Here is a 25,772-nt window from a genome sequence, read left to right as displayed (position 1 = left end):
GGCGGTCTTCTGATGGACCGCTGTCACGCCGTGACGCGCCGGTGCGCAACGCCTTGCGGCGTTGCACGGGTGAACCGATGCCGGGTGCCTCGCGCCTAGCGCCCCCAGCGCAGCACGAGCGGATCGAGCCGCCGCGCCGCGTCGAGCAAGCCGGCGCGCACCTGCGGATGCAGCTCGGGCCACGGTGCGCGCGGCGCGTCGCACGCGATCACGCCGCCTTCGCGCATCAGCGCCTTCGCGGTCAGGAATCCAGATTGACGGTTCTCGTAGTTGATCAGCGGCAGCCAGCGCGCGTACTGTTCGACCGCTTCGTCGCGACGGCCGGCGAAATACGCGTCGGTGATTTGGCGAATCCCGTCCGGATAGCCGCCGCCCGTCATCGCGCCGGTCGCGCCGGCATCGAGATCGGCGAGCAGCGTGATGCCTTCCTCGCCGTCCCACGGCCCCTCGATCGCATCGCCGCCGAGCGCGATCAGTTCGCGCAGCTTCGACGCGGCGCCGGCCGTCTCGATCTTGAAGTACGACACCGCGTCGATCTCGCGGGCGAGCGACGCGAGGAACGGCGCGGACAGCGCGACGCCGCTCGCGGGCGCATCCTGGATCATCAGCGGAATGTCGAGGCCGTCGGCGGCTTCGCGGAAGAACGCGCGCACCTGCGCCTCCGGCACGCGGAACGTCGCGCCGTGATACGGCGGCATCACCATCACCATCGCCGCGCCGAGTGCTTGAGCGCGCCGGTTACGTTCCGCGCAGATCCGCGCGCTGAAGTGCGACGTCGTGACGATCACCGGCACGCGACCTGCGACGTGCTCGAGCGTGGCGCGCGTGATCAGGTCGCGTTCGTCGTCGCCGAGCGCGAATTGCTCGGAGTAGTTCGCGTGGATGCAGAGGCCCTGCGAGCCGGCATCGATCATGAATTCGAGGCAGCGGCGCTGGCCGTCGAGATCGAGCGCGCCGGTCGCGTCGAAAATCGTCGGCACAACCGGAAAGACGCCCTGGTAGCGTGCGTGCATGGCGGGCCTCACTCGACGATGTCGAACTGGTCGAGGAATTCGGTCTTCAGCGTGAGGCCGAGGCCCGGCACGTCGTCGCGCAGTTGCACGAAGCCGTTCTCGGCCACCGGCTCGCCGTCGAAGATGTAATAGAACAGCTCGTTGCCGACCTCGACGTCGAACATCGGGAAGTACTCGCTCATCGGCGACGCGAGCGTGCTCATCGTCAGGTGATAGTTGTGCATCTGGCCCGCATGCGGAATCACCGGCACGCTGTACGCCTCGCACAGCGCGTTGATCTTGTGCGCCATCGTGATCCCGCCGACGCGGTTCGTGTCGTACTGGACGACCGACACGGCCTTGCGATCGAGCAACTGCTTGAAGCCGTACAGCGAGAACTCGTGCTCGCCGCCGGAGATCGGGATGCGCGTGAGCTGGTTCAGCTCCGCGTAGCCGTCGATGTCGTCGGCGATCACCGGTTCCTCCAGCCAGCGCGGCTGGTATTTCTCGAGCTTCGGCAGGATGCGTTTCGCGTATTCGAGGTTCCAGCCCATGTAGCACTCGAGCATCAGGTCGTTGTCGTAGCCGATCACCTCGCGGATCGCCGCGACCGACTTCAGGTTCTCGGTCACGCCCTGCTGCCCGTGCGCGGGCCCGTAGCCGAAGCGCATCTTGAACGCGCGGAAGCCTTCCTTTAGGTAGCGCTGCGCCTCGTCCTGCATCTCCTTCAGGTCGGTGCGGTAGAGCTTCGAGTAGTAGCAGGGGACCTTTTCCTTGGTGCGGCCGCCGAGCAGCTTGAACACGGGCTTGCCGACGCTCTTGCCGAGGATGTCCCAGATCGCGATGTCGACCGCCGAGATCGCGGCCATGCCGATGCCCTTGCGGCCCCATGCGTGGGTCGCGCGGTACATCCGCTGGTTCAGGTATTCGTAGTCCCAAGGGTCCTGGCCGATCACGAGCGGCGCGAGGTACTGGTCGATGATCACCTTCGCGACGTGCGGCGCGAGCGCGACGTTGCCGAGGCCGACGATGCCGTCGTCGGTCTCGACTTCGACGACCGTCCATGAATGGAAGCGGAACGTGCTCATCGTTTCCTGCGGCGCGTACAGCAGGTCCATCGCGTTCGAGCAGAAGTTGCCCTGGGGCGGCACGGTTTTGCCTTTCCACTGGAAGACGCGGGCGCGCACGGATCGGATCTTCATCGGGTGTCTCCGGAGTTCGGTGTGATGTTGTCGTGTTGAGAAGCGGTCGGCCGGCGGGGCCGTCGGGTCAGGCGGAAATGGGCTGTGCGCGGCGCGCGGCGCCCATCCGGCACGCGATCTGCAGCGCTTGCCAGGTGGCGCCGACGTCGGCCGTGCCGCGGCCCGCGATGTCGTAGGCGGTGCCGTGCGCGGGCGTCGTGATCGGCACGGGCAGCCCGCCCTGCACCGTTACGCCGCGCGAGAAGCCGAGCAGCTTGATCGCGATCTGCCCCTGGTCGTGGTACATCGTGACGATCGCCTGGTAGTCGCCGGCCTGCGCCTTCAGGAAGATCGTGTCGGCGGGGAACGGGCCGTGGAACGGCGCGTCGGTCGGCCAGTCGCGCGCCTGCAGCTTGCGCACCGCCGGCTCGATGATGTCGACTTCCTCGCGGCCGCAGCTGCCGCCGTCGCCGCCGTGCGGGTTGAACGCGGCAATCGCCACCTTCGGCGCGGCGACGCCGTTCGCGAGCAGCGACCGGTAGATCAGTTCGGATGCCTGTTCAATCCGCTCGATGCTCAGGTAGCCCGGCGCATCCTTCAGCGGAATGTGCGACGAGATGCGCGCGGTCCACAGCTCGCCGAGCGTGTTGAATTCGCAGAAGTAGCCGGTCACGCCGAGCGCTTCGGCGAAGTGGTGCAGCTCGTCCTCGTGCTTCAGCCCGCCGAGCTTCATCGCGTACTTGTTCAGCGGCGCGAAGCAGATCGCGTCGATCTCGCCCGCGAGCGCGGCGTCAAGGCACAGGTCGAGCACGGTCAGCGTCGAGCGCCCGCCGGCCGCGCCGGGCTGCCCGACCGTGACGTCGGCCGGATCGATCGTGTCGAGGGCGACGAACGCGGCGCGTTCGGTCGACGGCCGGCCGCGCGCGGCGGCGAGTGATTCGACGGGTTCGACGTCGACCGTCACGCCCGCGACGCGCTGGCCGGCTTCCCACAGCCAGCGATCGCCGATCAGCACGAGATTCGCGCGGGAAGTGGCGTCGGGGCGGGCGAGCAGTTTCGCGATCAATTCGGCGCCGATGCCGGCGGGGTCGCCGAGCGTCAGCGCGACGACGGGCAGGGCGGCGGCGGGCGAGGGGGTGTTCATGCGGTGTCTCCGGTGGCGGCGCTTGGCCGTTTGTCTATCGGGTTCATGCTAGGTAGACGGAATGAGTCGGTAAATTGAAAACTCTTGATGAATCGATAACCTGGAGTAATCAAAGATGGGCTCGATCGACCGACGAGACTCGACGCCGCAGCTGCTGAACCGGCTGCGCATGCGGCAGATCGCGCTGCTGCTGGCCGTGGACGAATGCTCGACGCTGCGCGCGGCGGCCGACCAGATGGGCCTCACGCAGCCGGCCGCGACGAAGATGCTGGCCGAGCTGGAGAGCGCGCTCGGCCAGCGGCTGTTCGATCGCGTCGGGCGCGGGCTCGTGCTGAACCCGGCCGGCGAGCGCGTGCTCGGCTATTTCCGCGGCATTCGCGGCAGTGTGGAGGCGTTGAACCGCGAGCTCGGCGAACTGCAGCTCGGCAGCGCGGGGCGGCTGGCGATCGGCAGCATCATGGCGGCGTCGCCGGGGCGGCTCACCGAGGCGCTGGTGCAGTTGAAGGCGCGTTACCCGCTGCTGGCGATCGACATCGCGGTGGATACGAGCGACCGGTTGATGCCGCAGCTGCGCGAAGGCGTGCTCGAAGTGGTGATCGGGCGCCACGTCGGGACCGATTGCGATTTCCGCGTGGTGGATGACGAGGCGCTCGCGATCATCGCGGGCCGCGACCATCCGCTCGCGGGCGCGGGGCCCGTGGCGTTCGACGCGCTGCTCGATTACACGTGGATCCTGCAGCCGGCAGGCAGCCCGGCGCGCGAGGTCGTCGAGCGCGAGTTCAACGCGCGGCACCAGCCGATGCCGCGTGGGCTGGTCGAAACGGGGTCGATCCTGACGACGATGAACCTCGTCGACCGTTCGACGATGCTTGGCGTGATTCCGCTGACGGTGGCGCAGCGCAATGCGGAGCACGGGCTCGTCGCGATCATCGATTACACGCTCGAACAGAAGCTGCCGTCGTACGGCAGCCTTGTGCGGCGCGACCGGCCGCTGAGTATCCCTGCGCAGCAGTTTCTTGCGCTGTTTCACCGCGAAGGAGCCGGAGATGATGGCGGCGAGTAACGGCGCGGTTTGCCAGCCAAGGCGGCCGAGCCAGCCGCGCCGGCCGAGGTGGCCGAATCAGCCGCGTTGGCCGAATCAGCCCAGCCGGCCGAACCAGCCGAGCAGGCCGAGTCAACCTGGCCAGCCGCGCTACCCCGGCCAGCCGAGCCAGCCGGATCAGCCGGATCAGCCGAACCAGCCGAACCAGCCGAACCAGCCGAACCAGCCGAACCAGCCGAACCAGCCGAACCAGCCGAACCAGCCGGATCAGCGGAGCTAACCGAGCCAACCAAGCCAACCAAGCCAACCAAGCTAACCAAGCTAACCAAGCTAACCGCGCAAGCCGAGTCGGTCATGCACCACCATCGCGGAACGCAACGAAGCGTGATTGCGATGCCGGCGAGACGGCCGACGCAGGCGAAACCGCGACGACCCGCCTCAGTGCACCGACGGCGCCGCAGGCGCGTCAGCGAGCGCCGACCTCGATTCCGCCAACGAGCGATCCGGGCGAATCCGCAGCGCGGCGACGATGCCGATCAGCAGCATCGCGACCGAGCCGATGAACGGCACGGTCCAGCTCCCCGTGCGATCGACGAGATAGCCGAACAGGATCGGCGACAGGATCCCCGAGATCGCGGAGCCCGCGTTCATCATCCCGCTCGCGATGCCGGCGTGGGTCGGCGCGATGTCGCTCGGCACGGCCCAGATCGGCCCGATCGTCAGTTCGAGGCACAGGAACGACCCCGACAGGCACAGCGCGACGCCGGCCGTCGAATGCACGACCGCGAGCGGCAGCAGGCACACGAGCGCGCCGACGAAGCTCGCGACGATCACGCTCTGGCGCGACAGCGCGAGGTTGCCGGTCTTCCGGTAGATCCGGTCGCACAGCCAGCCGCCGAGCGTGTCGCCGACCACGCCCGCGAAGAACACGCCGGACGCGAACAGCGCGGTCGACTTCAGGTTCAGGCCCTGGCCGTTCAGGAAGAACGTCGGCAGCCACGTGAAGAACAGCCACGCGGTCCAGCCGTAGCAGAAGTAGACGAAGATGGTCGGCGCCATCCGGCGGAACAGCGGCCCCCACGGCGTCGGGCCGGCGGGCGGCGCAGGGCGGGCGGTGCGCGTGCGGCCGGTGCCGGCTTCGTCGCCGAGCGGATGTTCGCGGAAGCCGACGATCCACCATGCGAGCCACACCAGCGTGACCGCGCCGATCACGAAGAACGCGGCGCGCCACGACAGCCAGGTCATCAGCGCGGCGACGATCGGCGGCGTGACCGCGTTGCCGAGCCGCGAGAACGAATGCGTGAAGCCCTGCACGACGCCGCGCCGCTCGCGCGGGAACCAGTGGGTGATCGCACGGGCCTGGGCGGGCAGCGTCGCGCCTTCGCCGATGCCGAGCAGCAGGCGCGCGGCGAACAGCAGCCCGAGGCTGTGCACGAGCCCGGTGGCGAAGGTCGACACGACCCAGATCAGCCCGCAGCCGATCAGCGTGATGCGGGCGCCGAACCGGTCGGCGATCCAGCCGCCGCCGATCTGGCAGATTGCATACGAATACGCGAACGCGGAGAATGCGACGCCGAGTTCGGTATTCGACAGGCCGAGTTCGGCCTTGATCGCGCCGGCCGCGGTCGCGAGGTTGACGCGGTCGACGTAGAGGATGAAAGAAAGCGCGCACAGCAGCCACAGCGTGTGGCGCCGTTGACGGTGGTCGTTAGGCATGTGTCTCACTCCATTCTCGTGCGCGGCGTGACAATGACGCCGCGTTCACTGGCCGGGCCAGCATCGCGCGGCGGCGGAGACACTGTCTAATGAATCTTTGGGATCAATCGATAACCCCAGGTATTCATTCCCGTTTCAGCGGCATCAGCCGCATCATCTGCATCAGCCGAACCCGACGCAACGGAGCACCACAGGTGAAGAATTGACCGACGACGAAGAACTTTCACTCCGCCGCGAGAGCCGCTTCTGGGACCTGCCGCCGGTGAAATGGTGGATCCGCGGGCACGGCCGCGACGGCTATTCGTTCCGTCTGCTGCTGTGGCCGCCGGTGATCGTGTTCGTGCTCGAATTCGTCTGCATGCTGTTCGACGCGCTGTACACCGCCATCGGCATCAGCGCCGTCGCGACGCTGTTCCTCGGCTTCGCCGGGTACTACGGCGCGCAGCGCGAATGGCTGGTGCCCGCCGCGACCACGCGTGCGCTCGTGAAGGCGCGCATGAAGAAGGCGTCCGAGCGGTTCTCGTCGCTCGGCGTGGGCGCGACCGTGCTCGCGATCTTCGTCGCGGCGACCTCGCTGTCACTCGTGCTGTCGGGGCAGCCGGTGCTGGACACCGCCTGGAAGGACGCGGTGTCGATCTTCATCGCGCTGGTGTTCCTGCCGGTGTACGTGTCCGGCGCGGTGCGCAAGCTGGCGATCGCGCGCATCGAGGAACTGGAGGCGCTGCGCAACGCGACCCTCGGCACCCGCCTGACATTCGACCGGGCCGGTGCGGTGCGCGCGGTCGTCGTGCAGGGCGCGGCGGGGAAAGGAACGGTGTCCGTGCGGGAGTACACGGTGCTCGGGTTCAACCCGCCGCTCGAACAGGTCGGGCGCGAACCGGGCGGGTGATGGTTTAACGACGTAAAGGCGTGCGGCGTCTCGATGCAGAAGCAAGAGAAAGCCGCCTACACTATTGCATTTAAAGCGATTTCTCGATGTCGATTTAGACGCTTGGACATAAACTTGGACATGGATTCATGTCATCGCCAGATGCAGCCGCTCCCATACGCCGGCGTCCCGCCAATCTCGTAGACGTCGCCAGCCCGTCATACCACTGCCAAAGCCCAACTCCTGAGGGAGGTCTTCCCAAGGAATACCGGTCTGCAGTACATACAGGATGCCGTTCAGCGCTGCTCGATCATCGATCGTGCGCCGCCGTCCACCCTTGGGAGGTGGCGTGAACTTCGGAATCAACGGTTCCAGCGTCGCCCACAACTCGCTACTGATTTTGCGTGTCGCCATGCCGCGACGATATGACGTTCGCAGTCTCATGTCCAGGTTGTGTTAGCGACTCTAAAATGGCAGTCGCGCCTTGAGTTTTTCGATTAAAGTCGGTGGCATGGTGATCGTATAGTCCGCTTGCTTATCATCATCTTGGTAGGTAATGCTGTTTGGTCCGATGGTCAGAGGTTCATGACCCGGCTGCCCATCCCAAAAGACCTTGTAATTCCTTTTGACCTGAACTTGACCTTGTGCATCGAGCACGGTCAATTGAACGGAATCCATGTTATCGCCGAGGAAGTGGCTATTATTAACCCCGCTTCCACAGATGTTGATAGTATATTTTTCCCCTTGAAATTCTTTGATGCCACCATTCAGTTGCTGATTGTAGTTGTGCTTTGTGCAGTTGTAGCTGTCGCTTCCCATAAAGAAGTTTGCCCCAAAAATAACAATGGCGAGCCAAAAAATGATGATTGGCAGCATCTTGAGAAGTTCATGGGGGAACGATTTTTCCGTCTTATAAATGCGGTATGCTCTGTATCCAAAAAACAGTGCAATCAAAAAGAGAATTGTAACGCCGATCTCTTTGATGAAGTAAAGAGAGGCGATGACGAGTCCATTGTGCATGCTGTTTGGTAAAAGCCAATCGATGGCTAAGTATGCAATAATCAGCGCAGCAATTGATCCGGCGATCAGAAAGACATTTTTCACTGACCGATAGAAATACTGTCGTACGGACGGCATATGGTTCCCAGTTTGATGGTGATGGGTTTCGTGAGCTTGAACAGTTGAGGCTTACTGTAAATCATAAAATCTTCGCCTCTATTATGCTTCGAGCGCCACTCATTATAGGTTCGGTTGTAAACGGGCCAGTATACGTTTTTCTTTACCAGTTTCCCAAAAAATCCACGGCGTGTATCAACTGGTTTATCGGTCTCTTTCTTGACTGAGAGGTAGTCCCAGTCAATTTCATCCTCTTCAATTTTATCACCGCTTATCCTAATTTTTAGCTCGGGCTTAACTTGACCGAGTAAATCATTGGCTGCTTCTAAATATGAGGTAATCATGCCTGCTTTATTCCAATGACCGAGGTATTGACTCTTTGATGGGTCGTCGTCATTGAATGAGTAGTTATCCTTTATGTAGATGTAAATATGGGTAAGCTTCGCCACTGAATCAATGCAGTATTCGTGGGATTGCTTTTCATATTTGAAGAATTTTTCATTCGTGACTTCAACCCTACCAATGGCAGCGTAGATGAGGAAGTTTCCCAGCGTGGCTGATAGATCGGTTAGGGTGGTTCCGCTAAGGGTGTCAAAGGTAGTGATCTTCTTCCTTTGAATTTGCCAATTTATATGAAACTGCCTGATGTCAGTTCCAATGGTTATGTCGAAGCTGAGGTTTGGACTTTGGCTTGCTGTTTCAGTGAACGCGGTAGTGACGTGCTGAAGAATTTTCTTTTTGATGAGGGCAAGTGCTTTTTCAGAATAAATGTCTTTTGAAAATAACTCATTTAATCTGCTTTTTACCTTGCCATACTTCAACGCCCAGTTAAGCGTGATGCTGATGTCATCTAAAGGCTGTTCGGAGTCAGGTTTGTCGTTGTAGATATGACTGGGACCGGCAAACCATCTTCTGGCAAGTTTGGCCGCCATGAACCAACCCATTTTTTCCATACCAACAGGGACATCCTGCAAGTCAAACTCAGGAATCTTGTCATGATCCTCAGCATCAGCAGCCTCTTTGGGAGGTGCAGGAGGCTTGGGAGATGCTTTGGGTTGTGCCGCAAGCAGCTTCTTGAACGCAGCCTCAGCCTCGACCTGTTCAGGGGTGGGCTTAGGTGGCGGTGGTGGGGGGGCTTCACCTGGCGCAAGCCGAGCGTATGAGATGCATTGAGGCGTGTTGATAGGCACACATCCTTGCGAACCAACATGAGCTTTCCACGTCGCCGTAGCAAAGGGAAGCACCGCAGGACTGATTTCGTAGTAAGGCAGTCTTTTGACATTTGCCATATTCTTGGCTGTATATTTTGGGGAAATAATCCACCATTCAAATGGTGAAAAATCTCGGGCTGAGCGCAGTCTAGCATCTATCTATACGGCGCGGATTGTCTCGTCGGAACATGGCTCAAGAGCGGGTAACGACCTTCGAGGAAGTATTTCTTCCCCTTCTCCTCTGTCTTGGTTGCTTGTTCAATATTGGTCGTCAATTTGATTTTCCTCTTGTAGTTTTTTTTGTTGTATTTCAAAAATCTCTCCAATAAATAACAGCCTGCTGTGTGATTTTATATGGCATATCCGGAATTGGATTGCTGTCCAGATCGTGCAAGATGAATTGTTCGTCGTATCCCGAACCGCTTACAAAGGCGGTATGGGCAATTGCCGGGCTAGCAGGAGCAGCGCGTGCAATGAGCTTCGCGCCGCAAGTTGTAGGTGGTCTTCTGTAGCCACTGGTAACTCATTGTCGGTGAAGCTTGCCACTCCTTGAGCGACCTTGAAAATGTGGGGCGAACATTCTGGGCATGTGACAATGTCGCCGATTCGCACAGTGGGAATGTCATTCCAAGTATGGAAAGGATTTCAGGAGATGGTGACCCCTCCATGGGGCGTAAGATCTCCAACTACGATCTGAGATTTTCCGTTTATGTTTGCGCGCATGTTCATCGATGAATCTCCAATTATTGAGAAAAATCTCCGCCGTAGCCACTAGCCAGATTTCTGAGTGCAAGTCGTTTTGGCGAGTATTGCGGATTTAGGTTGTCACATTTGATGGGCGCTTGAATATGGGATGCGTATGAAAAAATACGGGATTCGCCAGTTTTTCGTACGAATATCGTTTTTTGTTGATCGTTATTTTCTGCATGCTGGTTTCGACATGAGTGCGCTGACGTTTGATTGCATCCGAACATCAGTTTTCCTATCGGCCCATATTGAGTCGAACTAGCGGCGCGACATCGTAGTGTTCTTGCGGTCGCGCCGCTGAATCTCCTTGAAGTATCGTTCGGCAAACTGATTCAATGTGGTGCTTTCCGGGCCGGCGACCTTGGCGCGCTGTTTTTTCTGTGCGGACGACTCGCCAACTGTTGCCATTTGCGATGCGCCATCGCGCATGAGTCTTGAGGGCTTGAGCGTAAGCGCTGGGTACTTGTCCAGCGTGAGCTTCTCGTATTTGCCGGTCAGTCTGTAGCGGTAGCGCTAGACCATGCCGCCTGTTGGAAATATCGCCAGCTACAGGTCGCGAACTTGATATGCGAGAAACCTAGGATTCGTGCGGGTATCAAGGGTATTTGCGTTCCTTGATGGAACTCGATGGATGTCAGGTCATTTACTAGGCCGGGAAGCGCGCGTGTTCCGCCGTCGGCGCGAGATTCTCGGGCCACTGTACTTCGAACCGCGTGCCGCCCGCGCCGGTCGGCACGCAGACGGCTTCGCCGTAGTGCGCATGGGCGATCGCCGCGACGACGGCGAGCCCGAGGCCGCTGCCGCCGGGCTGCGACTCGTCGATGCGCCGAAACGCCTTGAACACGTGCGGCGCGAAATCGGCCGGGATGCCGGGGCCGTCGTCCTCGACGCGCAGCCGGCACATCCCATCTTCGATGCGCGTCTGGATCCGGATCGCGCCGGGCACCGCGTGGCGGCGTGCGTTTTCCAGCAGCGCGAGCAGCGCCTGACGAATCCGCACCGGGTCGCAGCGCATGCGCCGCGGGTCGAGATCGAGCACCGGATGCTGGCCGGCGGCCTGCAGCGCATGGGCGAACACGTCGACCACGGCGCGCACGTCGGCGGCAAGGTCGGCGTCGCGGATCTCGATGCTCAAGTGGCCGCCATCCGCGAGGCTGACCACGCGCAGATCCTCGATCAGCCGCGTCAGCCCTTCGACCTGCGTGAGCAGGCTGCGGAACTGCGCTTCGTCGGGCTTGAACACGCCTTCGGCGAGCCCCTGCAGGCGCCCGCGCAGCACCGTGACGGGCGTGCGCAGCTCGTGCGCGATCGCGGCATTCCAGATCGCCTGTTCGTTGGTCACGCGCTTCAGCTCGTCGGCGAGCGCGTTGAAGTGGTCGGCGAGCAGCGCGGCTTCATGCAGCGAGCGGTCGCCTGCCACGGCACGCGCGTCGAGATCGCCGCGCGCGACGCGGCGAATGCTGTCCGTGACCGAATTGAGCGGCACGAGGATGCGGCGCGCGAGATTGACGGCGACTGCGACCGACAGCGCGAGGCCGACCGACGTAGTCGCGATCAGCCACAGCCATTCCGGTGCGGTCGGCAGCCAGTTCTTCGTGTTGAAATGCGCGGGCCAGTAATTGAACGCGACGTAGTAGAAGAGGATGGCGGTGAGCACCATCAGCAGCGTCACGCCGAACACCATCCCGGCCATCGTCAGCGCGATCTGCCGGCTCAGGCCGTCGAGCTTCACGTCAACTCCAGAGCTTGTAGCCGACGCCGCGCACGCTGACGGGTACGCCCTGCACGCCGAGGTCGTCCAGCTTCTTGCGCAGCTTGCTGACGTGGCTGTCCACCGTGCGCTCCAGCGCGTCGCCTTCCGGCAGGCAGGTGGCCATCAGCTCGGCGCGGCTGAACACACGCCGCGGCGCGCGCGCGAGCTGCGCGAGCAGCTTGAACTCGGTGAGCGTCAGCACGAGCGTGTGCCGTTCGCTGCCCACTTCGAGCGTGGCTTCATGGCGTTCGAGATCGATCTCGAACGGCGCGACCCGCAGCACGCGCTGCTCTTCCTGGCGGGCGCCGGCCATCGAACGGCGCAGCACCGCCTGCGCACGCGCGACGACTTCGGCGGGATTGAACGGCTTCACCACGTAGTCGTCGGCGCCGATGCGCAGGCCAGTGAGCTTGTCGATGTCCTGGTCGAGCGCGGTCAGCATGATCACGGGCGTGTCGCCGCGATGACGGATTTCGGCGAGCACCTTCCAGCCGTCGACGTGCGGCATCTGCACGTCGAGCAGCACGAGGTCGGGCTTGAGCTGCAGGTGCAGTTCCAGCGCGCGGCGGCCGTCGGCCGCGTGCACGGTGCGCAGGCCGCCGCGCGCGAGATAGGCGGTCAGGATCTCGGCGATCTCGGGTTCGTCTTCGGCGATCAGGACGAGCGCCTGGGCGTCCTGGCCGGCGCTGGAAGGGGGCGGGAGATCAGGCAGGGCCATTCGTGTGAGTCCATCGGGGTTTCCATCGAGTCGCCATACTACCGCATGGGAAACGCCGTCGAGCAGAGGTCGGGCGGTGGTCATCGCGTGTCGAGCGCGGTGGGCAGCGGCGGGCGCGGAGGCTGGGTGCAAGCGGGCTGCGGTGTGTTCCGGAAGCGTAACGCGTAAGGAATGCCGTTCGCCCTAAAATCGGCTCTCCTGTCTCCAGCGGCCATCCGATGCTGATGCTCACCCTTCACCCACTTTCCGGCGAGTCGGCCAGCGACCGCGCCGACGTCTGGCGTGTCTTCACCGAAGCGCCTTCGTACGTGCAATGCGTCGAAGGCCGTTTGCCGACCCAGGAAGACGTCGACGATTTTTTCGACGGCAAGCCAGCCGCCAAGGCGGCGGCCGACAAATCGGTGTTCGGGTTGTGCGTCGGCGAGCACATGATCGGCTGCGCGGATGTCATCCGGGCCTATCCGGACGACGACTGCCTGTGGATCGGTCTGCTGTTGCTCTCGGAAGCGCATCAGCGGCGCGGTTACGGCAAGGCCGCGTTGGGGATGCTCGTCGACATGGCGAGGAAATGGGGCTACCGCACCGCGCAACTGGCCGTCATATCGACCAATCCTCGCGCCCAGGCCTTCTGGCAGCGCGAAGGCTTCGATGAAATTCGTCGCACGGTGAATCCGAGGTTTTCCGGCGACGTGATCGTCATGCAGCGCACGATCCGGTAGCACACCGCTTCTCGATCCGTGGAAACGGAGGCCGCCGCAACTCACCTATGCTCGGGGTGGATTGCGATTTCGAGTTCGGCCGGGATGCGGGCGTGATGGATATCGCACTCGCGTGACGGATTGTCGAACGTGCACCCCCGGCCAAACCTGGCGCCTGGTCCGGCTTCGTTTCGCTGTCGGAGGTCATGGCGTGGCTGTCTCGCGGATCATGGTGATCAATGACGTGCGATGGACGTCATGCCCGTGAATCGACTGCCGGCCCTCCCGGTGCGGGTATGCGCACGTTCCGGCCGGGCCGGCAGCGATTGTTTCAAACGGGCCTCTGCCTGCCCGGCTGGCGCGCGGCTGCGTCAGATCTGGCCCATCAGCACCAGTATCACGACGATGACGACGACCAGCCCGACGGTGCTCGAGGGCCAATAGCCCCAGCTTCGGCTGTGGGGCCATGCAGGAAATGCACCGATGAGTAGGAGAATCAGAATGATGATAAGGATCGTACCGAGCATCGCACCCCTCCTGGAACGGATTGGACTTCGCGGTTCTCCCGCCGAGAGTGAGGGGAGCAATGCGCGTGCCGCGACGGCGCGCGCCGAACAGCGGCAAGGCCCGCAGGGGGGCGGATTCACGGAATGAATACCCCCGGATTCAGAAAATAAAGTTTAAAAATGCGTCCTCGCCCCCTATGCTGAATTCTTCTGATCTGGCGGGCATGCGATGGCTGAACTATTTCTGGTACGGCACGGGCAGGCGTCCTTCGGTACGGACGACTACGACCGGTTGTCCGCGGCGGGCGAGCAGCAGGGCGTCTGGCTCGGCGAATACTTCGCGCAGCAAGCGCTCACATTCGATCGCGTGATCTGCGGCACGCTGAACCGCCACGCGCAGACGGTCGACGCGATCCTGCGCGGGATGGGCCGCGAAGGCGCGCCGGTCGACCGCCACCCGGGCCTGAACGAATACGACTTCCACGGGCTGTTCGCGGCCGCCGCGCACGACTACCCCGACATCGCCCGCCTCGCGGCCGGCTCGATGAAAGAGCATTTCCGCGCGCTGCGGCAGGTGCTGCAGCTCTGGTCGGAAGACAAGCTCGGCGATTCGGCCCCCGAGACCTGGGCGCACTTCCAGCAGCGCGTGGCCGACGCCCGCGCGGCCATTCGCCACGGCGGCGGCCAGCGCGTGCTGGCGGTGAGCTCCGGCGGGCCGATCGCGGTCACCGTGCAGCAGGTGCTGGCCGCCCCGCCGTCGAGCGCGATCGCGCTGAACCTGCAGATCCGCAACAGCAGTCTTTCGCAGTTTTTCTTCAACGCCGATGCGTTCCACCTCGCGTCGTTCAACGGCATCCCGCATCTGGAGGATTCCGAACGACACGCGCTGCGAACCTACGGCTGACCCACGAACGATCGCGACGATGACGAACCCTACCCAGCAACTCGACGTAGCCCGCCTCACGCGCTATCTGGAAGCGCACGTGCCGGGCTTCGAAGGCCCGGTCGACACGGAGAAGTTTGCCGGCGGCCAGTCGAATCCGACTTTCCTGCTGCACGCGAAGAGCGGCCGCTACGTGCTGCGCCGCCAGCCGCCGGGCGAACTGCTGAAGTCCGCCCATGCGGTCGACCGCGAATTCCGCGTGCTCACCGCGCTGTCGGGCACCGCGGTGCCGGTCGCGCATCCGGTTCACCTCTGCGAAGACCGCGACGTGATCGGCAGCCTGTTCTACGTGATGAGCTACGAGGACGGCCGGATCTTCTGGGACCCCGCGCTGCCGGAACTGCCGAAGGCCGATCGCGCGGCCTGCTACGACGCGTTGCTGCAGACGATGGCCGCGTTGCACGACGTCGATGTCGAGGCAGTGGGCCTCACCGACTACGGCCGCCCCGGCAACTACTTCGAGCGCCAGATCGGCGTGTGGACGAAGCAGTACCGCGCGGCGGAAACCGAGCGCCTCGACGCGATGGAAACGCTGATCGACTGGCTGCCGAAGGCGTGCCCGGAGGACACGGGCCGGCCGACGCTGGTGCATGGCGATTTCCGGATCGACAACCTGATGTTCGCGCGCGACAGCTACCGCGTGCAGGCCGTGCTCGACTGGGAACTGTCGACGCTCGGCAATCCGCTCGCCGATCTCGCGTATCTCTGCATGTGCCTGCGGCTACCGTCCGGCGGGCAGGTGCGCGGGCTCGCGGGCCAGGATCGCGCCGAACTCGGCGTGCCGGACGAAGCGGCGATCGTCGCGCGCTATTGCGAACTGCGCGGCATCGAGCCGATCCGCGACTGGCACTTCTACCTCGCGTTCAGTTTCTTCCGGCTCGCGTCGATCGCGCAGGGCGTGAAGGCGCGCGCGCTGCAGGGCAATGCGTCGAGCGAGCAGGCGCTGCGCGTCGGCGCGATGGCCGGGCGGCTCGCCGAGCTGGCCGTCGGCGTGATCGACGCGCATCGCTGAAGCGGCCGGGCAGGACACCACATCAATGGAGGAGCACAGCAACATGGCAACGAATCTGTTCGACCTGACGGGCAAGATCGCCCTGGTGACGGGCGCGAGCCGCGGCATCGGCGAGGAAATCGCGAAACTGCTCGCGGAGCAGGGCGCGCACGTGATCGTGTCGAGCCGCAAGCTCGCCGACTGCCAGACCGTCGCCGACGAGATCGTCGCGGCAGGCGGCCGCGCCGAGGCGCTGGCCTGCCACGTCGGGCGGCTCGAGGATATCGCCGCGACGTTCGAGCACATCCGCAGCAAGCACGGCCGTCTCGACATCCTCGTGAACAACGCGGCCGCGAACCCGTATTTCGGGCACATCCTCGATACCGACCTCGCCGCGTACGAGAAGACGGTCGACGTGAACATCCGCGGCTACTTCTTCATGTCGGTCGAGGCCGGCAAGCTGATGAAGACGCACGGCGGCGGTGCGATCGTCAACACGGCGTCGGTGAACGCGCTGCAGCCGGGCGACCGGCAGGGCATCTACTCGATCACGAAGGCCGCGGTCGTCAACATGACGAAGGCGTTCGCGAAGGAATGCGGTCCGCTCGGCATCCGCGTGAACGCGCTGCTGCCGGGTCTCACGAAGACGAAGTTCGCGGGCGCGCTGTTCGCCGACAAGGACATCTACGAGACCTGGATGGGGAAGATCCCGCTGCGCCGCCACGCGGAGCCGCGCGAAATGGCCGGCACGGTGCTGTATCTCGTGTCGGACGCGGCGAGCTACACGAACGGCGAATGCATCGTCGTCGACGGCGGCCTGACGATCTGAGCGCGCGATGAAGATCGACAGCTATGCCGGGCAAGCCGTGATGATCACCGGCGCCGCGAGCGGCTTCGGCGCGGTGCTCGCGAGCGAGCTGGCCGCGATGGGCGCGCGCATCGCGCTCGGCGACCTGAACGGCGAAGCGCTCGAACGCGTGGCCGCGCCGCTGCGCGCGGCCGGCGCCGACGTGATCGCGCAACGCTGCGACGTGCGCGTCGAGGCGGAGGTGGCCGCGCTGGTACAGGCGGCCGCCGAGCGGTTCGGCCGGCTCGACGTCGGCATCAACAACGCGGGCATCGCACCGCCGATGAAGGCGCTGATCGACACCGACGAAGCCGATCTCGACCTGAGCTTCGCGGTGAACGCGAAGGGTGTGTTCTTCGGGATGAAGCACCAGATCCGCCAGATGCTCGCGCAGCGCTCGGGCGTGATCTTGAACGTCGCGTCGATGGCCGGGCTCGGCGGCGCGCCGAAGCTGGCGGCCTACGCGGCGTCCAAGCATGCGGTGGTCGGGCTCACGAAGACGGCGGCCATCGAATACGCGCGCCACGGCATCCGCGTGAATGCGGTATGCCCGTTCTACAGCACGACGCCGATGGTCACCGACAGCGATATCGGCGACCGCCAGGATTTTCTCGCGCAGGGCTCGCCGATGAAGCGGCTCGGCCGGCCCGAGGAAATCGTCGCGACGATGCTGACGCTGTGCGCGAAGGAAAACACTTATCTGACCGGGCAGGCCGTCGCCGTCGACGGCGGTGTCTCGGCCTTCTGACCGAACCGGACGAACGGAATCGAGGAGTCGATCATGGATTTTGGCTACACCCCGAAAGTGGAAGAACTGCGCAGCCGCGTGCGCGCATTCATGGACGCGCACATCGTGCCGCGCATTCGCCAGTGGAACGAGGAAGTGCATGCGGGCCAGTATCCCGTGTCGTTCATGGAGGAGCTGAAGGAACGCGCGAAGGCGGAAGGGCTGTGGAACCTGTTCCTGCCGCACCTGAAGGACGACGAGCCCGGCATGGGCCTGACGAACCTCGAATATGCGCCGCTCGCCGAGATCATGGGGCGGGTGGGCTGGGCGTCGGAAGTGTTCAACTGCAACGCGCCGGACACCGGCAACATGGAGCTGCTGCACATGTTCGCGTCCCCCGAGCAGCGCGAACAGTGGCTGAAGCCGCTCTTGCGCGGCGAGATCCGCTCGGCGTTCGCGATGACGGAGCCCGACGTGGCGTCGTCGGATGCGACCAACATCACGACGCGCATCGAGCGCGTGGGCGACGAGTACGTGATCAACGGCCGCAAGTGGTTCATCACGAACGCCGCGCATCCGAACTGCAAGATCTTCATCGTGATGGGCAAGACCGATCCCGAGGCCGCGTCGCACCAGCAGCAGAGCATGATCCTCGTGCCGCGCGACACGCCGGGCGTGACGATCGTGCGCAACATCACGGTGGTCAATCACTACGCGCCGGAAGGGCACTGCGAGATCACATTCGACAACGTGCGCGTGCCGGCGCGCAACCTGCTCGGCGAGGAAGGCAGCGGCTTCGCGCTCGCGCAGGCCCGCCTCGGGCCGGGCCGCATCCACCACTGCATGCGCTCGATCGGTGCGGCCGAGCTTGCGCTGGAGCTGATGGTCGACCGCGCGCAATCGCGCGTCGCGTTCGGCAAGCCGTTGAACAAGCACGGCACGGTCGGCGAATGGATCGCACGCTCGCGCATCGAGATCGAGCAGGCGCGTTTGCTGGTGCTGAAGGCCGCGTGGATGATCGACAAGGTCGGCGCGAAGGCTGCCCGCAAGGAAATCTCGATGATCAAGGCGCTGGTGCCGACCGTCTATACGGACGTGTGCGACCGCGCGATGCAGGTGTTCGGCGCGGCGGGGTTGAGCCCCGATACGCCGCTCGCCGACCACTGGACCTGGGGCCGCGCGCTGCGCTTCGCCGACGGCCCGGACGAGGTGCACCTGCAGGCGATCGCGCGGATGGAAATCAAGGACGGCGAGCCGGATTCGACGGCCGCGTACCTGACGCCGCCGCTGCGCGGCTGAGCATCGCGCCACGATGCGCAGGGCCGTGGACGAACGAGAGGCGCACGCCGTAAGATGCCGGCAAGGAGATCCGGCGATGCGCCTTTCGAAGATTGACCTGAACCTGTTCGTCGTATTCGACGCGATCTACACCAAGCGCAACCTGACGCGCGCGGCCGAGGTGCTGAACCTCACGCAGCCGGCCGTCAGCAACGCGCTGGCGCGGCTGCGCAAGACCCTGAACGATCCGCTGTTCGTCAGCACGCCGGCCGGGATGATGCCCACGCCGCTGGCCGAGAACATCGTCGGCCGCGTGCGCGAGGCGATGCAGCTGCTCGATTCAAGCGCGCACGAAGGCGACGTGTTCGATCCGGCGTCGTCGACGCGCGTGTTCCGGATGAGCATGAGCGACCTGACCGAGGCGCTGCTGCTGCCCGCGCTCGGCGAACTGCTGCAGACGCATGCGCCCGGCATGCACGTGCGCAGCTACACGATGGACCGCCGCGAAGTCGCGACCGCGCTCGCGAACGGCTCCGTCGACCTCGCGATCGACGCGCCGCTGATCGGCGATCCGCACCTGCACCAGGCGCTGCTCGTGCGCGACCGCTATGCGTGCATGATCCGCGACGATCACCCGTTCAAGGGCGACACGCTCACCATGGACGACTACCTTGCGATGGGGCACATCCACGTGTCGAGCCGCCGCAAGGGCAGCGGGCACGTCGACGCGGAGCTGACGCGGCTCGGGCTGCGCCGCACGATCCAGATGCGCGTGCAGCACTACATGGTCGCGCCGCTGATCGCGATGCGCGGCGATCTCGCGCTGACCGCGCCGCTGCGGCTGCTGCAACGCTATCCGGCGCGGATTCTCGAACTGCCGTTCGAGATGCCGGGCCTCGAATACTTCTGCTACTGGCATCGCAGCGCCGATCAGGACCAGGGCAGCCGGTGGCTGCGCGAGCAACTGGTGATGCTGATGGGCGGGATCGGCGACGCGCAGTGATGCGTGTGCAGCGACCCTTGGCAACTTCGGCGTGAGCCGACTGCACATCGAGTGGCCCTCTTGATGACGCGGATGCAAGCCGCCCCGCGATAACCGCGCATCAACGACGCGCTTGCGCGGCCGCTTCGACCGCGTCGCGAAATCGCTGCAGCGCGGGCAGGCCGGCCATCGTCGCGAGATGGATCAGCGCGATCTCCCCCACCGGCATGACCGGAAAACCGACGACCTTGCGGATCACGCCCATGCGCGCGTAGTGCAGCACGGCCGACTGGGGCGCGACGGTCAATGCGCCGAGCGCGTCGGCCATCTGCAGGTTCGTGTGAAACGACATCGATTCGACGAGTGGGCGCGGGGGCATCAGGCCGTGATCGACGAACAGCGCGTCGAAGGCGCGGCGCGTGTCGGTGCCGGCATGCGGGATGATCCAGGCTTCGCGTTGCAACTGCTCCGTCGAGATGCGTCGCGCATCGGCGAACGGATGCGCGAGCGGGCACGCGATCGCCAGCGGTTCTTCGTACACGGGCAGGATCGTCACATCGAGCCCGTCGAGCTTCGATAACGCTTCCGCGTCGGGGCGACTGATGATGCAGTCGATCCGCCCGGCGGACAGCGCGTCCAGCAGCCCCGAGACGTTCGATTCCATGACCGTGAGCCGGGGCGCCGGAGCGTCCCGTGTCAGGTGCCGCATGATCTGCGGCAACAGCGCGACACTGACCACGGGCAGCATGCCGATGCGCAGCAGCGGCCGGCCTTCGTCGTTGCCGTCGCCGGCCAGCGCGACGTCGAATTGCGCGAGTGCGATCCGCAGGCGCTGCAGGACGGCTTCGCCGTCGGCGGTCAGCCGTCCGCCGCGTGCGCCGCGCGTCACGAGCATCGTGCCGAACACCGCTTCCATCTCCTGCAGCATTTTCGTGATCGCCGGCTGGGACAGGTGCAGCGTGCGGGCGGCCGCGGCGAGCGAGCCGCCGTCCGCGACCAGCTCAAGCATGCGCAAGTGCCGCAGCCGCAGGAAATTGCCTGCATTGCGTCGTCCGGAAATCAGGTCAGGATTCATGTTTTCGGAAGGCTGGTTCATGAATCTTCAATTTTCATGAAAGCGCAACCTACCCACAATAGCGACTCGACCTAATGGAGAGAGACATGCGCAAGGGGTTGGGGCAAGCAAGGAACCGGCAACGGCAGCCGGCCGGGTCGCCGAGCCGTCGGGCGGCAGCGAAAGGGGCGAAAGGGGCGACGGGAGGGCGGACATGACGGCATTCAAACCGCTCACCGGGATTCGCGTGCTGGATTTCACGCACGTCATCGCGGGCCCGCTGGCGACGTTCCATCTGGCACAACTGGGCGCCGAGGTCGTCAAGGTCGAGAATCGCAACGGCGGCGACGTGATGCGCCGCGGCAATGGCCGGATGGGCTTCGTTGCGCTGAACGCCGGCAAGCGCTCCATCGAACTGGACCTCAGCGACGCAGGCGACCGCGACCAGGCGCTCGAACTCGCACGCGAAGCCGACGTGCTGGTCGACAGCCTGCGACCGGGCGTGCTCGACCGCTTCGGTCTGGGCGATGGCCCGCTGCGCGCGCTGAATCCCGGGCTCGTGTATTGCGCGATCAGCGGCTGGGGCAACGCCGGCTCATGGCGGGACCGGCCCGCCTACGACCACGTCGTCCAGGCTGCGACGGGCATGACGCTGATGGCCGGCCGCGAAGGCGAGCCGCCGGTCAAGACGGGCTTTCCGGTGGTCGATGCCGGGACGGGGCTCGTTGCCGCGATGGCGATCCTGGCCGCACTGCGCGAGCGGGATACAACCGGTCTCGGGCGCTATCTCGACGTGTCGATGACCGGCGCCGCGTTGCAGTTGATGTATCCGTTCGCCTGCCAGGCGCTCACGGGCCGCGTGGCGCCGCCACGGGTCGGCAACCAGGGCTACTCGGGCAGTCCGGCGGCGGATCTGTTCGCCACCCGGGACGGCTGGGTCGCGCTGGGCGCCAACACACCACGGCAACTGGCTGCCGCGCTCGGCGTACTGGGGCGCGCCGACATCGCACGCGATCCCCGCTATTTCGATCCGCCGCTCGATGCCGGCGGGCCGGCCGCGTTCCTGCGCGCCAGCGACCCGGCGGCGTTGCGCACCGCCCTGGCCACCGCGATCCGCGAATGGCGCGCGGCCGATCTCGAGGAAGCGTGCGCCGGCGTCGGCGTTGCCTGCGCGAAGGTGCGCACGATCGTCGAGTTCGTCGACGACGCGATGAACCACGACGCGCTCGAATCCGTCATGTTGTCCGACGGCGACTGCAGCGTGCTGTCGCCGGGCTTGGGCTACCGCGTGCACGCATCGTGTCCTGACGGAGGGGCATCGGCATGAACACCGGAACGGAATGCTCGACGGACGGCGGCGGCACGGCCGCGCGCAGTGAGGCGGATCGGGTGTACGCGCGCATCACGAGGCGTCTCGTGCCGCTATTGTTCCTGTGTTACCTGGCCGCGTTCGTCAATCGCAACAACATCGGCCTCGCGAAGCTGCAGATGCAGGGGGCGCTCGGATTCACCGACGCGGTATACGGGGTCGCGGCTTCGGCGTTCTTCGTCGGGATCCTCCTGTTCGAACTGCCAAGCAACCTGATGCTGCGGCGGGTCGGCGTGCGTCGCACCCTGCTGCGGATCATGGTGTTGTGGGGCTTGGTCGCGGCCGCGACGATGTTCGTCAGGACACCTGCCCAGTTCTACACGCTGCGCTTCCTGCTCGGCGCGTTCGAGGCGGGATTCTTCCCCGGCGTCGTGGTGTATCTCACGTTCTGGTTTCCAGCCGAGCGCCGCGCGAAGGTCATTGCGCTGTTCATGACGGCCGCCGCCGCGGCCGGGCTCGTGACCGGGCCGGTGTCGGGCTGGGTATTGAACTCGATGGGTGGCGTGGCCGGCCTCGGCGGCTGGCAATGGCTGATGCTGCTGGAAGGCGTGCCGAGCGTCGTGCTCGGCGTGCTCGCGTACCGGGTGCTGCCCGAAGGCCCCGAACAGGCCCGCTGGCTGTCGCCTGACGAGCGCCGCATCGTGCAGCAGGCACTGGGTGCGCCCGAGGGTCCGCATGCCGCCGGTCATCCATTGCGCGCCGCGCTGCGGGAGCCGTGCGTCTATCTGCTGGGCTTCACGACGTTCTCGCTCGGGTGCGCGACCAACTTGCTGATTTTCTGGCTGCCGTCCATCATCGAGGCGACCGGCGTCACGAACCTGCAGCACGTCGGCCTGTATGTCGTGATCCCGAACCTGACCGGCACGATCGCGATGGTCTGGTACGGCCGTCGTTCGGACCGGCGCCGCGAGCGTCACGTGCATTTCATCGTCGCGGTCGGCGCGGGCATTGCCGGACTGTGCACGATGGCCGTCTCGCACGGTGCGCTGCCCGGCGTCATGGCCGGCGCCATCGTCGCGACCTGCGGCATCGCGTCCGCCTATCCGGTGCTCTGGGCGATCGCGACGCGCCTGTTGCCGCGCGACGCCGCCGCCGCCGGCGTCGCGCTGATCTCGAGCATGGGCGCGGCATCCGGCGTGAGTTCCGCGCTGTTCGGCGCGATTCGCGTGCGGGCAGGCAGCCTCGACCCGGCGCTCTATCTCGTCGCGCTCGCGCTCGTCGCCGTGGTGCTGCTGTTCGCCTGCGTCATCCGCCCCAAGGCCGCCGAAGCGGCACTCATCAACCAGGAACTACGCTCATGAATCAGACCTTCACGGCCACGAAGCCGGTGCTGGGGCCGGCCCCCTTCTTCGACCAAGCCGAATTGCTCGACGAATCGACGCTGCAGCCCGAGATCGTCTCGGATGACGTGCGCGAGAGCCGGCATCGCGCCGGGCGCCGGGTTCGCGTCATCGAGCTGACCTTCACCAGCCAGCAATGGCATGGGCTCGTCTGGCGGCATCCCGCCCGCATCTATGTGCCTGACGGTTACGACGGCGACGGCGCGGCGGGCATCATCGGCACGGAACGCCAGACCTTCGAGCCCGGGGAGTGGGCGCGGCGCGTCATTCCCGGCTCGACGCTCGATACCGAGGGCGAATACGCGGAAGGCACCGCGCTCGACTTCGGGATGCCGGTCATGATCTTCGCGAATCCGGCCGATTGCCCGTTCGGCCTCGACGAATCGGATTTCACCGGCTATGCGCTGAAGAAGATGCTGGAGACCGGCGACCTGACCTGGAACGGGTACTACCCGATCGCCAAGGCATATCTGCGCGCCATCACGCTGCTGCATTCGCTCGCGGGCATCGGGACGAAGCGGGCCGTCCTGCTCGGCCATTCGAAACGCGGGGTCGGCGTGGCCATTGCGTCGGGCGCGGATCCGGACCGGGTGGCAGGCGTGATGGTGTGCGGCTACCACGGCGGAAACAACCTGTATCACCTTGCGACGAAGTTTGCCGAGTTCGGGCCGTACGTCGCCGGGCCGTCGGAGTCACGTGCCGGGCCTGGCTTCCAGGGGGCGGAGACGATGCTGCGTGCACTCAACAATCCGGTCGGCTTCCAGATGCTGATGCATTTCGATCCGTATCTGTGGCGTGACCGGATCAAGGCTGCGTACCTCGTCGCGCTCGGCACGAACGACGAGTTCTTCGCGCTCGGCGCGCCCAACAGCATGATGACCGACATGGCGGGCGACAAGGCCTATCTCGCTATCGACAACGTGCGTCATTCGTGGGTCTCCACGAAGCATCTGGCGGCGTGGCGGATGTGGCTCGCCCGCACCTTTGCCGGCCGTCGCGTTCCCGGCACGCCGGTGGTCCGGCATGAGATTGCCGGTGAAAGGCTGGACGTGGCCGCACGCGTCGAGCCGGAGCAGGTGTCGGGTGTCAGGCTGTTCCACGCGTCTCATCCGGTGTCGCAGGACTGGCGCAGCGCCACGTGGCAATCGACGCCGATGGCGGTGCGCGACGGCGCGTGGCACGCCGCGCTGAACCTGCGGGCGGGCTACAACCTCGCGTGGTATGTCGAGGTCGAGCACGACGGCGCGGGCGGGCCGGGATACGTCAGCTCGCTCGTGCAGAACGTCGGGCAGCTCGCCGAGTAATCCAGGAAGACGGGAATCGGCGAACGTGCGGAACGCCGATCCCGGCAGTAACCGGTAGCAACCCGCGGTGGCTGTCGGTGAATCGTTTCGGTGTGCGAATGATGAAGTGAGGCGGTGACGAACACATAAGGCCAGGCACTGGCAGGAGGAGACGGATGAGGACATTCGCATGGGTGGCATTGCTCGGCGCATTGCCGGGCATCGGCATGGCGCAGTCGAGCGTGACCCTCTACGGGCAGATCGGCGGCGGGATTCGATGGACCAACGGCATGCAAGGCGGGGGCGCCGTGGGGTACAACAACAACCTGATCGCGGGCAACGATTTCGGCATCCGGGGAAGGGAGGACCTGGGCGGCGGGTTCAAGGCGCTGTTCGTGCTCGATGGTTCCTTCAGCAGCGGCACCGGCGCACTGAAGACGTCCGGCACGCTGTTTTCGCAGGCGGCGTACGTGGGCGTGACGGGCGGCTTCGGGCGCCTGACGTTCGGGCGCCAGTTCAACGCGGCGACCGACTTCGGGATCATTGTGGATCCGGCGGGCGGGCGCGGCCAGTCGCTTGCCATCGAGCCCGGCGTGCTGTGGAGCGGCAATCCGTTCACGCTCGATTCCCGCTTCAACAACACGATCAAGTACATCGGCGAACTGGGCGGCCTGCGTGTCGCGGCGAGCTATTCGCCCGGCGGCGTCGCGGGCAATATGCGCGCCGGAACCAATTTTTCTGCTGCGGCGATGTACCAGTACCAGACGGTGCTCGGCGGCGCGTCCTACGCGAAGACGTACAGCGCCGACGCGACGCAGTACGCGCAGACCTGGATGGCGGGCGGGACCTGGCAGATCGGTGCCGGCCGGCTCTATGCGAGCTACTCGGCCCTCGACGTATCGAGCGCGAACGCGAATCGGCCGCATCGCCGCGACAAGATTCCCGCGCTGGGTGTCGTCTATCAGGCCACACCGTTCCTGCAGTTCACGGCCGGCATGTACGACGACATCGGCAGCAATCTCGGCAACCGGCGCGACGCGGACGGGCACAAGCTCACCACGTACGCAGTCGTCGAATACTTCCTGTCGAAGCGCACCGAGATCTATGCGGAGTTCGATCGAAACGGCTTCTCCGGTGCGTACCGCACCGATCCGACCAATATCGCGGCCATCGGCTTGCGGTCGGGCGGCAGCGGGATGACGGGGGCATCGATTGGCCTGATGACGAAGTTCTGAGCGTCGGTCGCCGTCATTTTCCGTATGTGAA

24 protein-coding genes and 2 pseudogenes are annotated in these 25,772 nt (G+C 64.8%); 13 read left to right on the top strand and 13 right to left on the bottom strand.

Annotation, left to right across the window (positions count from 1 at the left end; genetic code table 11):
* Positions 1-95: 95 nt before the first annotated feature.
* From CFB45_RS29775 to CFB45_RS29765, 3 genes are all read right to left on the bottom strand, one after another.
* Positions 96-1,013, bottom strand: coding sequence for a dihydrodipicolinate synthase family protein (locus tag CFB45_RS29775; protein WP_089428627.1), 918 nt, complete (start codon positions 1,011-1,013; stop codon positions 96-98).
* Between the two features lie 8 nt (positions 1,014-1,021).
* Positions 1,022-2,194: an L-rhamnonate dehydratase gene (locus CFB45_RS29770; protein WP_089428626.1), complete on the bottom strand. Its 1,173-nt coding sequence runs from the start codon at positions 2,192-2,194 to the stop codon at positions 1,022-1,024.
* Between the two features lie 67 nt (positions 2,195-2,261).
* Complete coding sequence (locus CFB45_RS29765) at positions 2,262-3,317, bottom strand: 4-hydroxythreonine-4-phosphate dehydrogenase PdxA (RefSeq protein WP_089428625.1); 1,056 nt, start codon at positions 3,315-3,317, stop codon at positions 2,262-2,264.
* A gap of 115 nt (positions 3,318-3,432) precedes the next feature.
* Between CFB45_RS29765 and CFB45_RS29760 the strand changes: the two genes are divergently transcribed.
* Positions 3,433-4,380: a LysR family transcriptional regulator gene (locus tag CFB45_RS29760; RefSeq protein WP_089428624.1), complete on the top strand. Its 948-nt coding sequence runs from the start codon at positions 3,433-3,435 to the stop codon at positions 4,378-4,380.
* 417 nt (positions 4,381-4,797) lie between these two features.
* On the opposite strand, the gene CFB45_RS29750 is transcribed toward CFB45_RS29760, so the two are convergent.
* Positions 4,798-6,075, bottom strand: a complete 1,278-nt coding sequence (locus CFB45_RS29750) for an MFS transporter (RefSeq protein WP_089428622.1) — start codon at positions 6,073-6,075, stop codon at positions 4,798-4,800.
* A 202-nt stretch (positions 6,076-6,277) separates the two neighbouring features.
* Between CFB45_RS29750 and CFB45_RS29745 the strand changes: the two genes are divergently transcribed.
* Entirely contained in the window at positions 6,278-6,964 is a 687-nt protein-coding gene (locus CFB45_RS29745; protein WP_089428621.1) for a hypothetical protein, read from the top strand.
* Between the two features lie 141 nt (positions 6,965-7,105).
* Here the strand turns inward: CFB45_RS29745 and CFB45_RS29740 are convergent.
* The 7 genes and pseudogenes from CFB45_RS29740 to CFB45_RS29715 form a co-directional block, all read right to left on the bottom strand.
* Positions 7,106-7,357 (bottom strand): annotated as a pseudogene (locus tag CFB45_RS29740) (transposase); the annotation flags it as partial.
* Positions 7,358-7,408: 51 nt separating this feature from the next.
* Positions 7,409-8,047 (bottom strand): hypothetical protein, encoded by a 639-nt coding sequence (locus CFB45_RS29735; RefSeq protein WP_256976832.1) that lies wholly within the window; start codon positions 8,045-8,047, stop codon positions 7,409-7,411.
* The gene (locus CFB45_RS29730) at positions 8,044-9,348 is read right to left on the bottom strand and encodes a DUF6402 family protein (RefSeq protein WP_089428619.1); all 1,305 of its coding nucleotides are present in this window, start codon (positions 9,346-9,348) and stop codon (positions 8,044-8,046) included. Before CFB45_RS29730 ends, CFB45_RS29735 begins: the two co-directional genes overlap by 4 nt.
* A gap of 345 nt (positions 9,349-9,693) precedes the next feature.
* A pseudogene (locus CFB45_RS39645) lies at positions 9,694-9,897 on the bottom strand (PAAR domain-containing protein); the annotation flags it as partial.
* Positions 9,898-10,275: 378 nt separating this feature from the next.
* The gene (locus CFB45_RS39195) at positions 10,276-10,425 is read right to left on the bottom strand and encodes a hypothetical protein (protein WP_174975508.1); all 150 of its coding nucleotides are present in this window, start codon (positions 10,423-10,425) and stop codon (positions 10,276-10,278) included.
* Positions 10,426-10,663: 238 nt separating this feature from the next.
* Positions 10,664-11,749, bottom strand: a complete 1,086-nt coding sequence (locus CFB45_RS29720; RefSeq protein WP_089428618.1) for an ATP-binding protein — start codon at positions 11,747-11,749, stop codon at positions 10,664-10,666.
* A 1-nt stretch (position 11,750) separates the two neighbouring features.
* Positions 11,751-12,488 (bottom strand): response regulator, encoded by a 738-nt coding sequence (locus tag CFB45_RS29715; protein WP_089428617.1) that lies wholly within the window; start codon positions 12,486-12,488, stop codon positions 11,751-11,753.
* Positions 12,489-12,706: 218 nt separating this feature from the next.
* Between CFB45_RS29715 and CFB45_RS29710 the strand changes: the two genes are divergently transcribed.
* Entirely contained in the window at positions 12,707-13,207 is a 501-nt protein-coding gene (locus CFB45_RS29710) for a GNAT family N-acetyltransferase (protein WP_089428616.1), read from the top strand.
* 350 nt (positions 13,208-13,557) lie between these two features.
* On the opposite strand, the gene CFB45_RS29705 is transcribed toward CFB45_RS29710, so the two are convergent.
* Complete coding sequence (locus CFB45_RS29705) at positions 13,558-13,713, bottom strand: DUF3309 family protein (protein ID WP_089428615.1); 156 nt, start codon at positions 13,711-13,713, stop codon at positions 13,558-13,560.
* A 208-nt stretch (positions 13,714-13,921) separates the two neighbouring features.
* Between CFB45_RS29705 and CFB45_RS29700 the strand changes: the two genes are divergently transcribed.
* The 6 genes from CFB45_RS29700 (at position 13,922) to CFB45_RS29675 (ending at position 19,481) form a co-directional block, all read left to right on the top strand.
* Positions 13,922-14,596, top strand: a complete 675-nt coding sequence (locus CFB45_RS29700) for a histidine phosphatase family protein (RefSeq protein ID WP_089428614.1) — start codon at positions 13,922-13,924, stop codon at positions 14,594-14,596.
* Positions 14,597-14,615: 19 nt separating this feature from the next.
* Positions 14,616-15,647, top strand: coding sequence for a phosphotransferase (locus CFB45_RS29695; protein ID WP_089428613.1), 1,032 nt, complete (start codon positions 14,616-14,618; stop codon positions 15,645-15,647).
* A 43-nt stretch (positions 15,648-15,690) separates the two neighbouring features.
* Complete coding sequence (locus tag CFB45_RS29690; RefSeq protein ID WP_089429201.1) at positions 15,691-16,455, top strand: SDR family oxidoreductase; 765 nt, start codon at positions 15,691-15,693, stop codon at positions 16,453-16,455.
* Between the two features lie 7 nt (positions 16,456-16,462).
* A complete protein-coding gene (locus tag CFB45_RS29685; RefSeq protein ID WP_089428612.1) occupies positions 16,463-17,221 on the top strand; it encodes an SDR family NAD(P)-dependent oxidoreductase in 759 nt (252 codons plus the stop codon).
* Between the two features lie 33 nt (positions 17,222-17,254).
* Positions 17,255-18,499 (top strand): acyl-CoA dehydrogenase family protein, encoded by a 1,245-nt coding sequence (locus tag CFB45_RS29680; protein ID WP_089428611.1) that lies wholly within the window; start codon positions 17,255-17,257, stop codon positions 18,497-18,499.
* Positions 18,500-18,575: 76 nt separating this feature from the next.
* Entirely contained in the window at positions 18,576-19,481 is a 906-nt protein-coding gene (locus tag CFB45_RS29675; protein ID WP_089428610.1) for a LysR family transcriptional regulator, read from the top strand.
* Between the two features lie 100 nt (positions 19,482-19,581).
* Here the strand turns inward: CFB45_RS29675 and CFB45_RS29670 are convergent, their stop codons facing one another.
* Positions 19,582-20,556: a LysR substrate-binding domain-containing protein gene (locus CFB45_RS29670; protein WP_089428609.1), complete on the bottom strand. Its 975-nt coding sequence runs from the start codon at positions 20,554-20,556 to the stop codon at positions 19,582-19,584.
* 172 nt (positions 20,557-20,728) lie between these two features.
* Here CFB45_RS29670 and CFB45_RS29665 point away from each other — a divergent pair, with 172 nt between their 5' ends.
* The 4 genes from CFB45_RS29665 to CFB45_RS29650 all read left to right on the top strand — a co-directional run bounded on the left by CFB45_RS29665 (position 20,729) and on the right by CFB45_RS29650 (position 25,741).
* On the top strand, positions 20,729-21,841 hold the full coding sequence (locus tag CFB45_RS29665; protein ID WP_089428608.1) for a CaiB/BaiF CoA transferase family protein: 1,113 nt from the start codon (positions 20,729-20,731) through the stop codon (positions 21,839-21,841).
* Positions 21,838-23,184 carry an MFS transporter gene (locus tag CFB45_RS29660; protein ID WP_089428607.1) on the top strand — a complete coding sequence of 449 codons (1,347 nt, stop codon included), beginning with the start codon at positions 21,838-21,840 and terminating at the stop codon, positions 23,182-23,184. Before CFB45_RS29665 ends, CFB45_RS29660 begins: the two co-directional genes overlap by 4 nt.
* Complete coding sequence (locus CFB45_RS29655) at positions 23,181-24,527, top strand: PhoPQ-activated protein PqaA family protein (protein WP_089428606.1); 1,347 nt, start codon at positions 23,181-23,183, stop codon at positions 24,525-24,527. Before CFB45_RS29660 ends, CFB45_RS29655 begins: the two co-directional genes overlap by 4 nt.
* 155 nt (positions 24,528-24,682) lie before the next feature.
* The gene (locus tag CFB45_RS29650; RefSeq protein WP_089428605.1) at positions 24,683-25,741 is read left to right on the top strand and encodes a porin; all 1,059 of its coding nucleotides are present in this window, start codon (positions 24,683-24,685) and stop codon (positions 25,739-25,741) included.
* Positions 25,742-25,772: the final 31 nt, after the last annotated feature.

The sequence above is a fragment of the Burkholderia sp. HI2500 genome, from assembly GCF_002223055.1.
Taxonomy (GTDB): domain Bacteria; phylum Pseudomonadota; class Gammaproteobacteria; order Burkholderiales; family Burkholderiaceae; genus Burkholderia.
Note: the sequence above shows the minus strand (reverse complement) of the source record. Positions and strands in the feature narration are given on the sequence as shown.

What these genes read in the sequence shown, in the direction of transcription:
- CFB45_RS29775 (WP_089428627.1), bottom strand. Translation starts at nt 1,013, where the DNA reads ATGCACGCACGCTACCAGGGCGTCTTTCCGGTTGTGCCGACGATTTTC.
- CFB45_RS29770 (WP_089428626.1), bottom strand. Translation starts at nt 2,194, where the DNA reads ATGAAGATCCGATCCGTGCGCGCCCGCGTCTTCCAGTGGAAAGGCAAA.
- CFB45_RS29765 (WP_089428625.1), bottom strand. Translation starts at nt 3,317, where the DNA reads ATGAACACCCCCTCGCCCGCCGCCGCCCTGCCCGTCGTCGCGCTGACG.
- CFB45_RS29760 (WP_089428624.1), top strand. Translation starts at nt 3,433, where the DNA reads ATGGGCTCGATCGACCGACGAGACTCGACGCCGCAGCTGCTGAACCGG.
- CFB45_RS29750 (WP_089428622.1), bottom strand. Translation starts at nt 6,075, where the DNA reads ATGCCTAACGACCACCGTCAACGGCGCCACACGCTGTGGCTGCTGTGC.
- CFB45_RS29730 (WP_089428619.1), bottom strand. Translation starts at nt 9,348, where the DNA reads ATGGCAAATGTCAAAAGACTGCCTTACTACGAAATCAGTCCTGCGGTG.
- CFB45_RS39195 (WP_174975508.1), bottom strand. Translation starts at nt 10,425, where the DNA reads ATGGCAACAGTTGGCGAGTCGTCCGCACAGAAAAAACAGCGCGCCAAG.
- CFB45_RS29715 (WP_089428617.1), bottom strand. Translation starts at nt 12,488, where the DNA reads ATGGCCCTGCCTGATCTCCCGCCCCCTTCCAGCGCCGGCCAGGACGCC.
- CFB45_RS29710 (WP_089428616.1), top strand. Translation starts at nt 12,707, where the DNA reads ATGCTGATGCTCACCCTTCACCCACTTTCCGGCGAGTCGGCCAGCGAC.
- CFB45_RS29705 (WP_089428615.1), bottom strand. Translation starts at nt 13,713, where the DNA reads ATGCTCGGTACGATCCTTATCATCATTCTGATTCTCCTACTCATCGGT.
- CFB45_RS29700 (WP_089428614.1), top strand. Translation starts at nt 13,922, where the DNA reads ATGGCTGAACTATTTCTGGTACGGCACGGGCAGGCGTCCTTCGGTACG.
- CFB45_RS29695 (WP_089428613.1), top strand. Translation starts at nt 14,616, where the DNA reads ATGACGAACCCTACCCAGCAACTCGACGTAGCCCGCCTCACGCGCTAT.
- CFB45_RS29690 (WP_089429201.1), top strand. Translation starts at nt 15,691, where the DNA reads ATGGCAACGAATCTGTTCGACCTGACGGGCAAGATCGCCCTGGTGACG.
- CFB45_RS29685 (WP_089428612.1), top strand. Translation starts at nt 16,463, where the DNA reads ATGAAGATCGACAGCTATGCCGGGCAAGCCGTGATGATCACCGGCGCC.
- CFB45_RS29680 (WP_089428611.1), top strand. Translation starts at nt 17,255, where the DNA reads ATGGATTTTGGCTACACCCCGAAAGTGGAAGAACTGCGCAGCCGCGTG.
- CFB45_RS29675 (WP_089428610.1), top strand. Translation starts at nt 18,576, where the DNA reads ATGCGCCTTTCGAAGATTGACCTGAACCTGTTCGTCGTATTCGACGCG.
- CFB45_RS29670 (WP_089428609.1), bottom strand. Translation starts at nt 20,556, where the DNA reads ATGAACCAGCCTTCCGAAAACATGAATCCTGACCTGATTTCCGGACGA.
- CFB45_RS29665 (WP_089428608.1), top strand. Translation starts at nt 20,729, where the DNA reads ATGACGGCATTCAAACCGCTCACCGGGATTCGCGTGCTGGATTTCACG.
- CFB45_RS29660 (WP_089428607.1), top strand. Translation starts at nt 21,838, where the DNA reads ATGAACACCGGAACGGAATGCTCGACGGACGGCGGCGGCACGGCCGCG.
- CFB45_RS29655 (WP_089428606.1), top strand. Translation starts at nt 23,181, where the DNA reads ATGAATCAGACCTTCACGGCCACGAAGCCGGTGCTGGGGCCGGCCCCC.
- CFB45_RS29650 (WP_089428605.1), top strand. Translation starts at nt 24,683, where the DNA reads ATGAGGACATTCGCATGGGTGGCATTGCTCGGCGCATTGCCGGGCATC.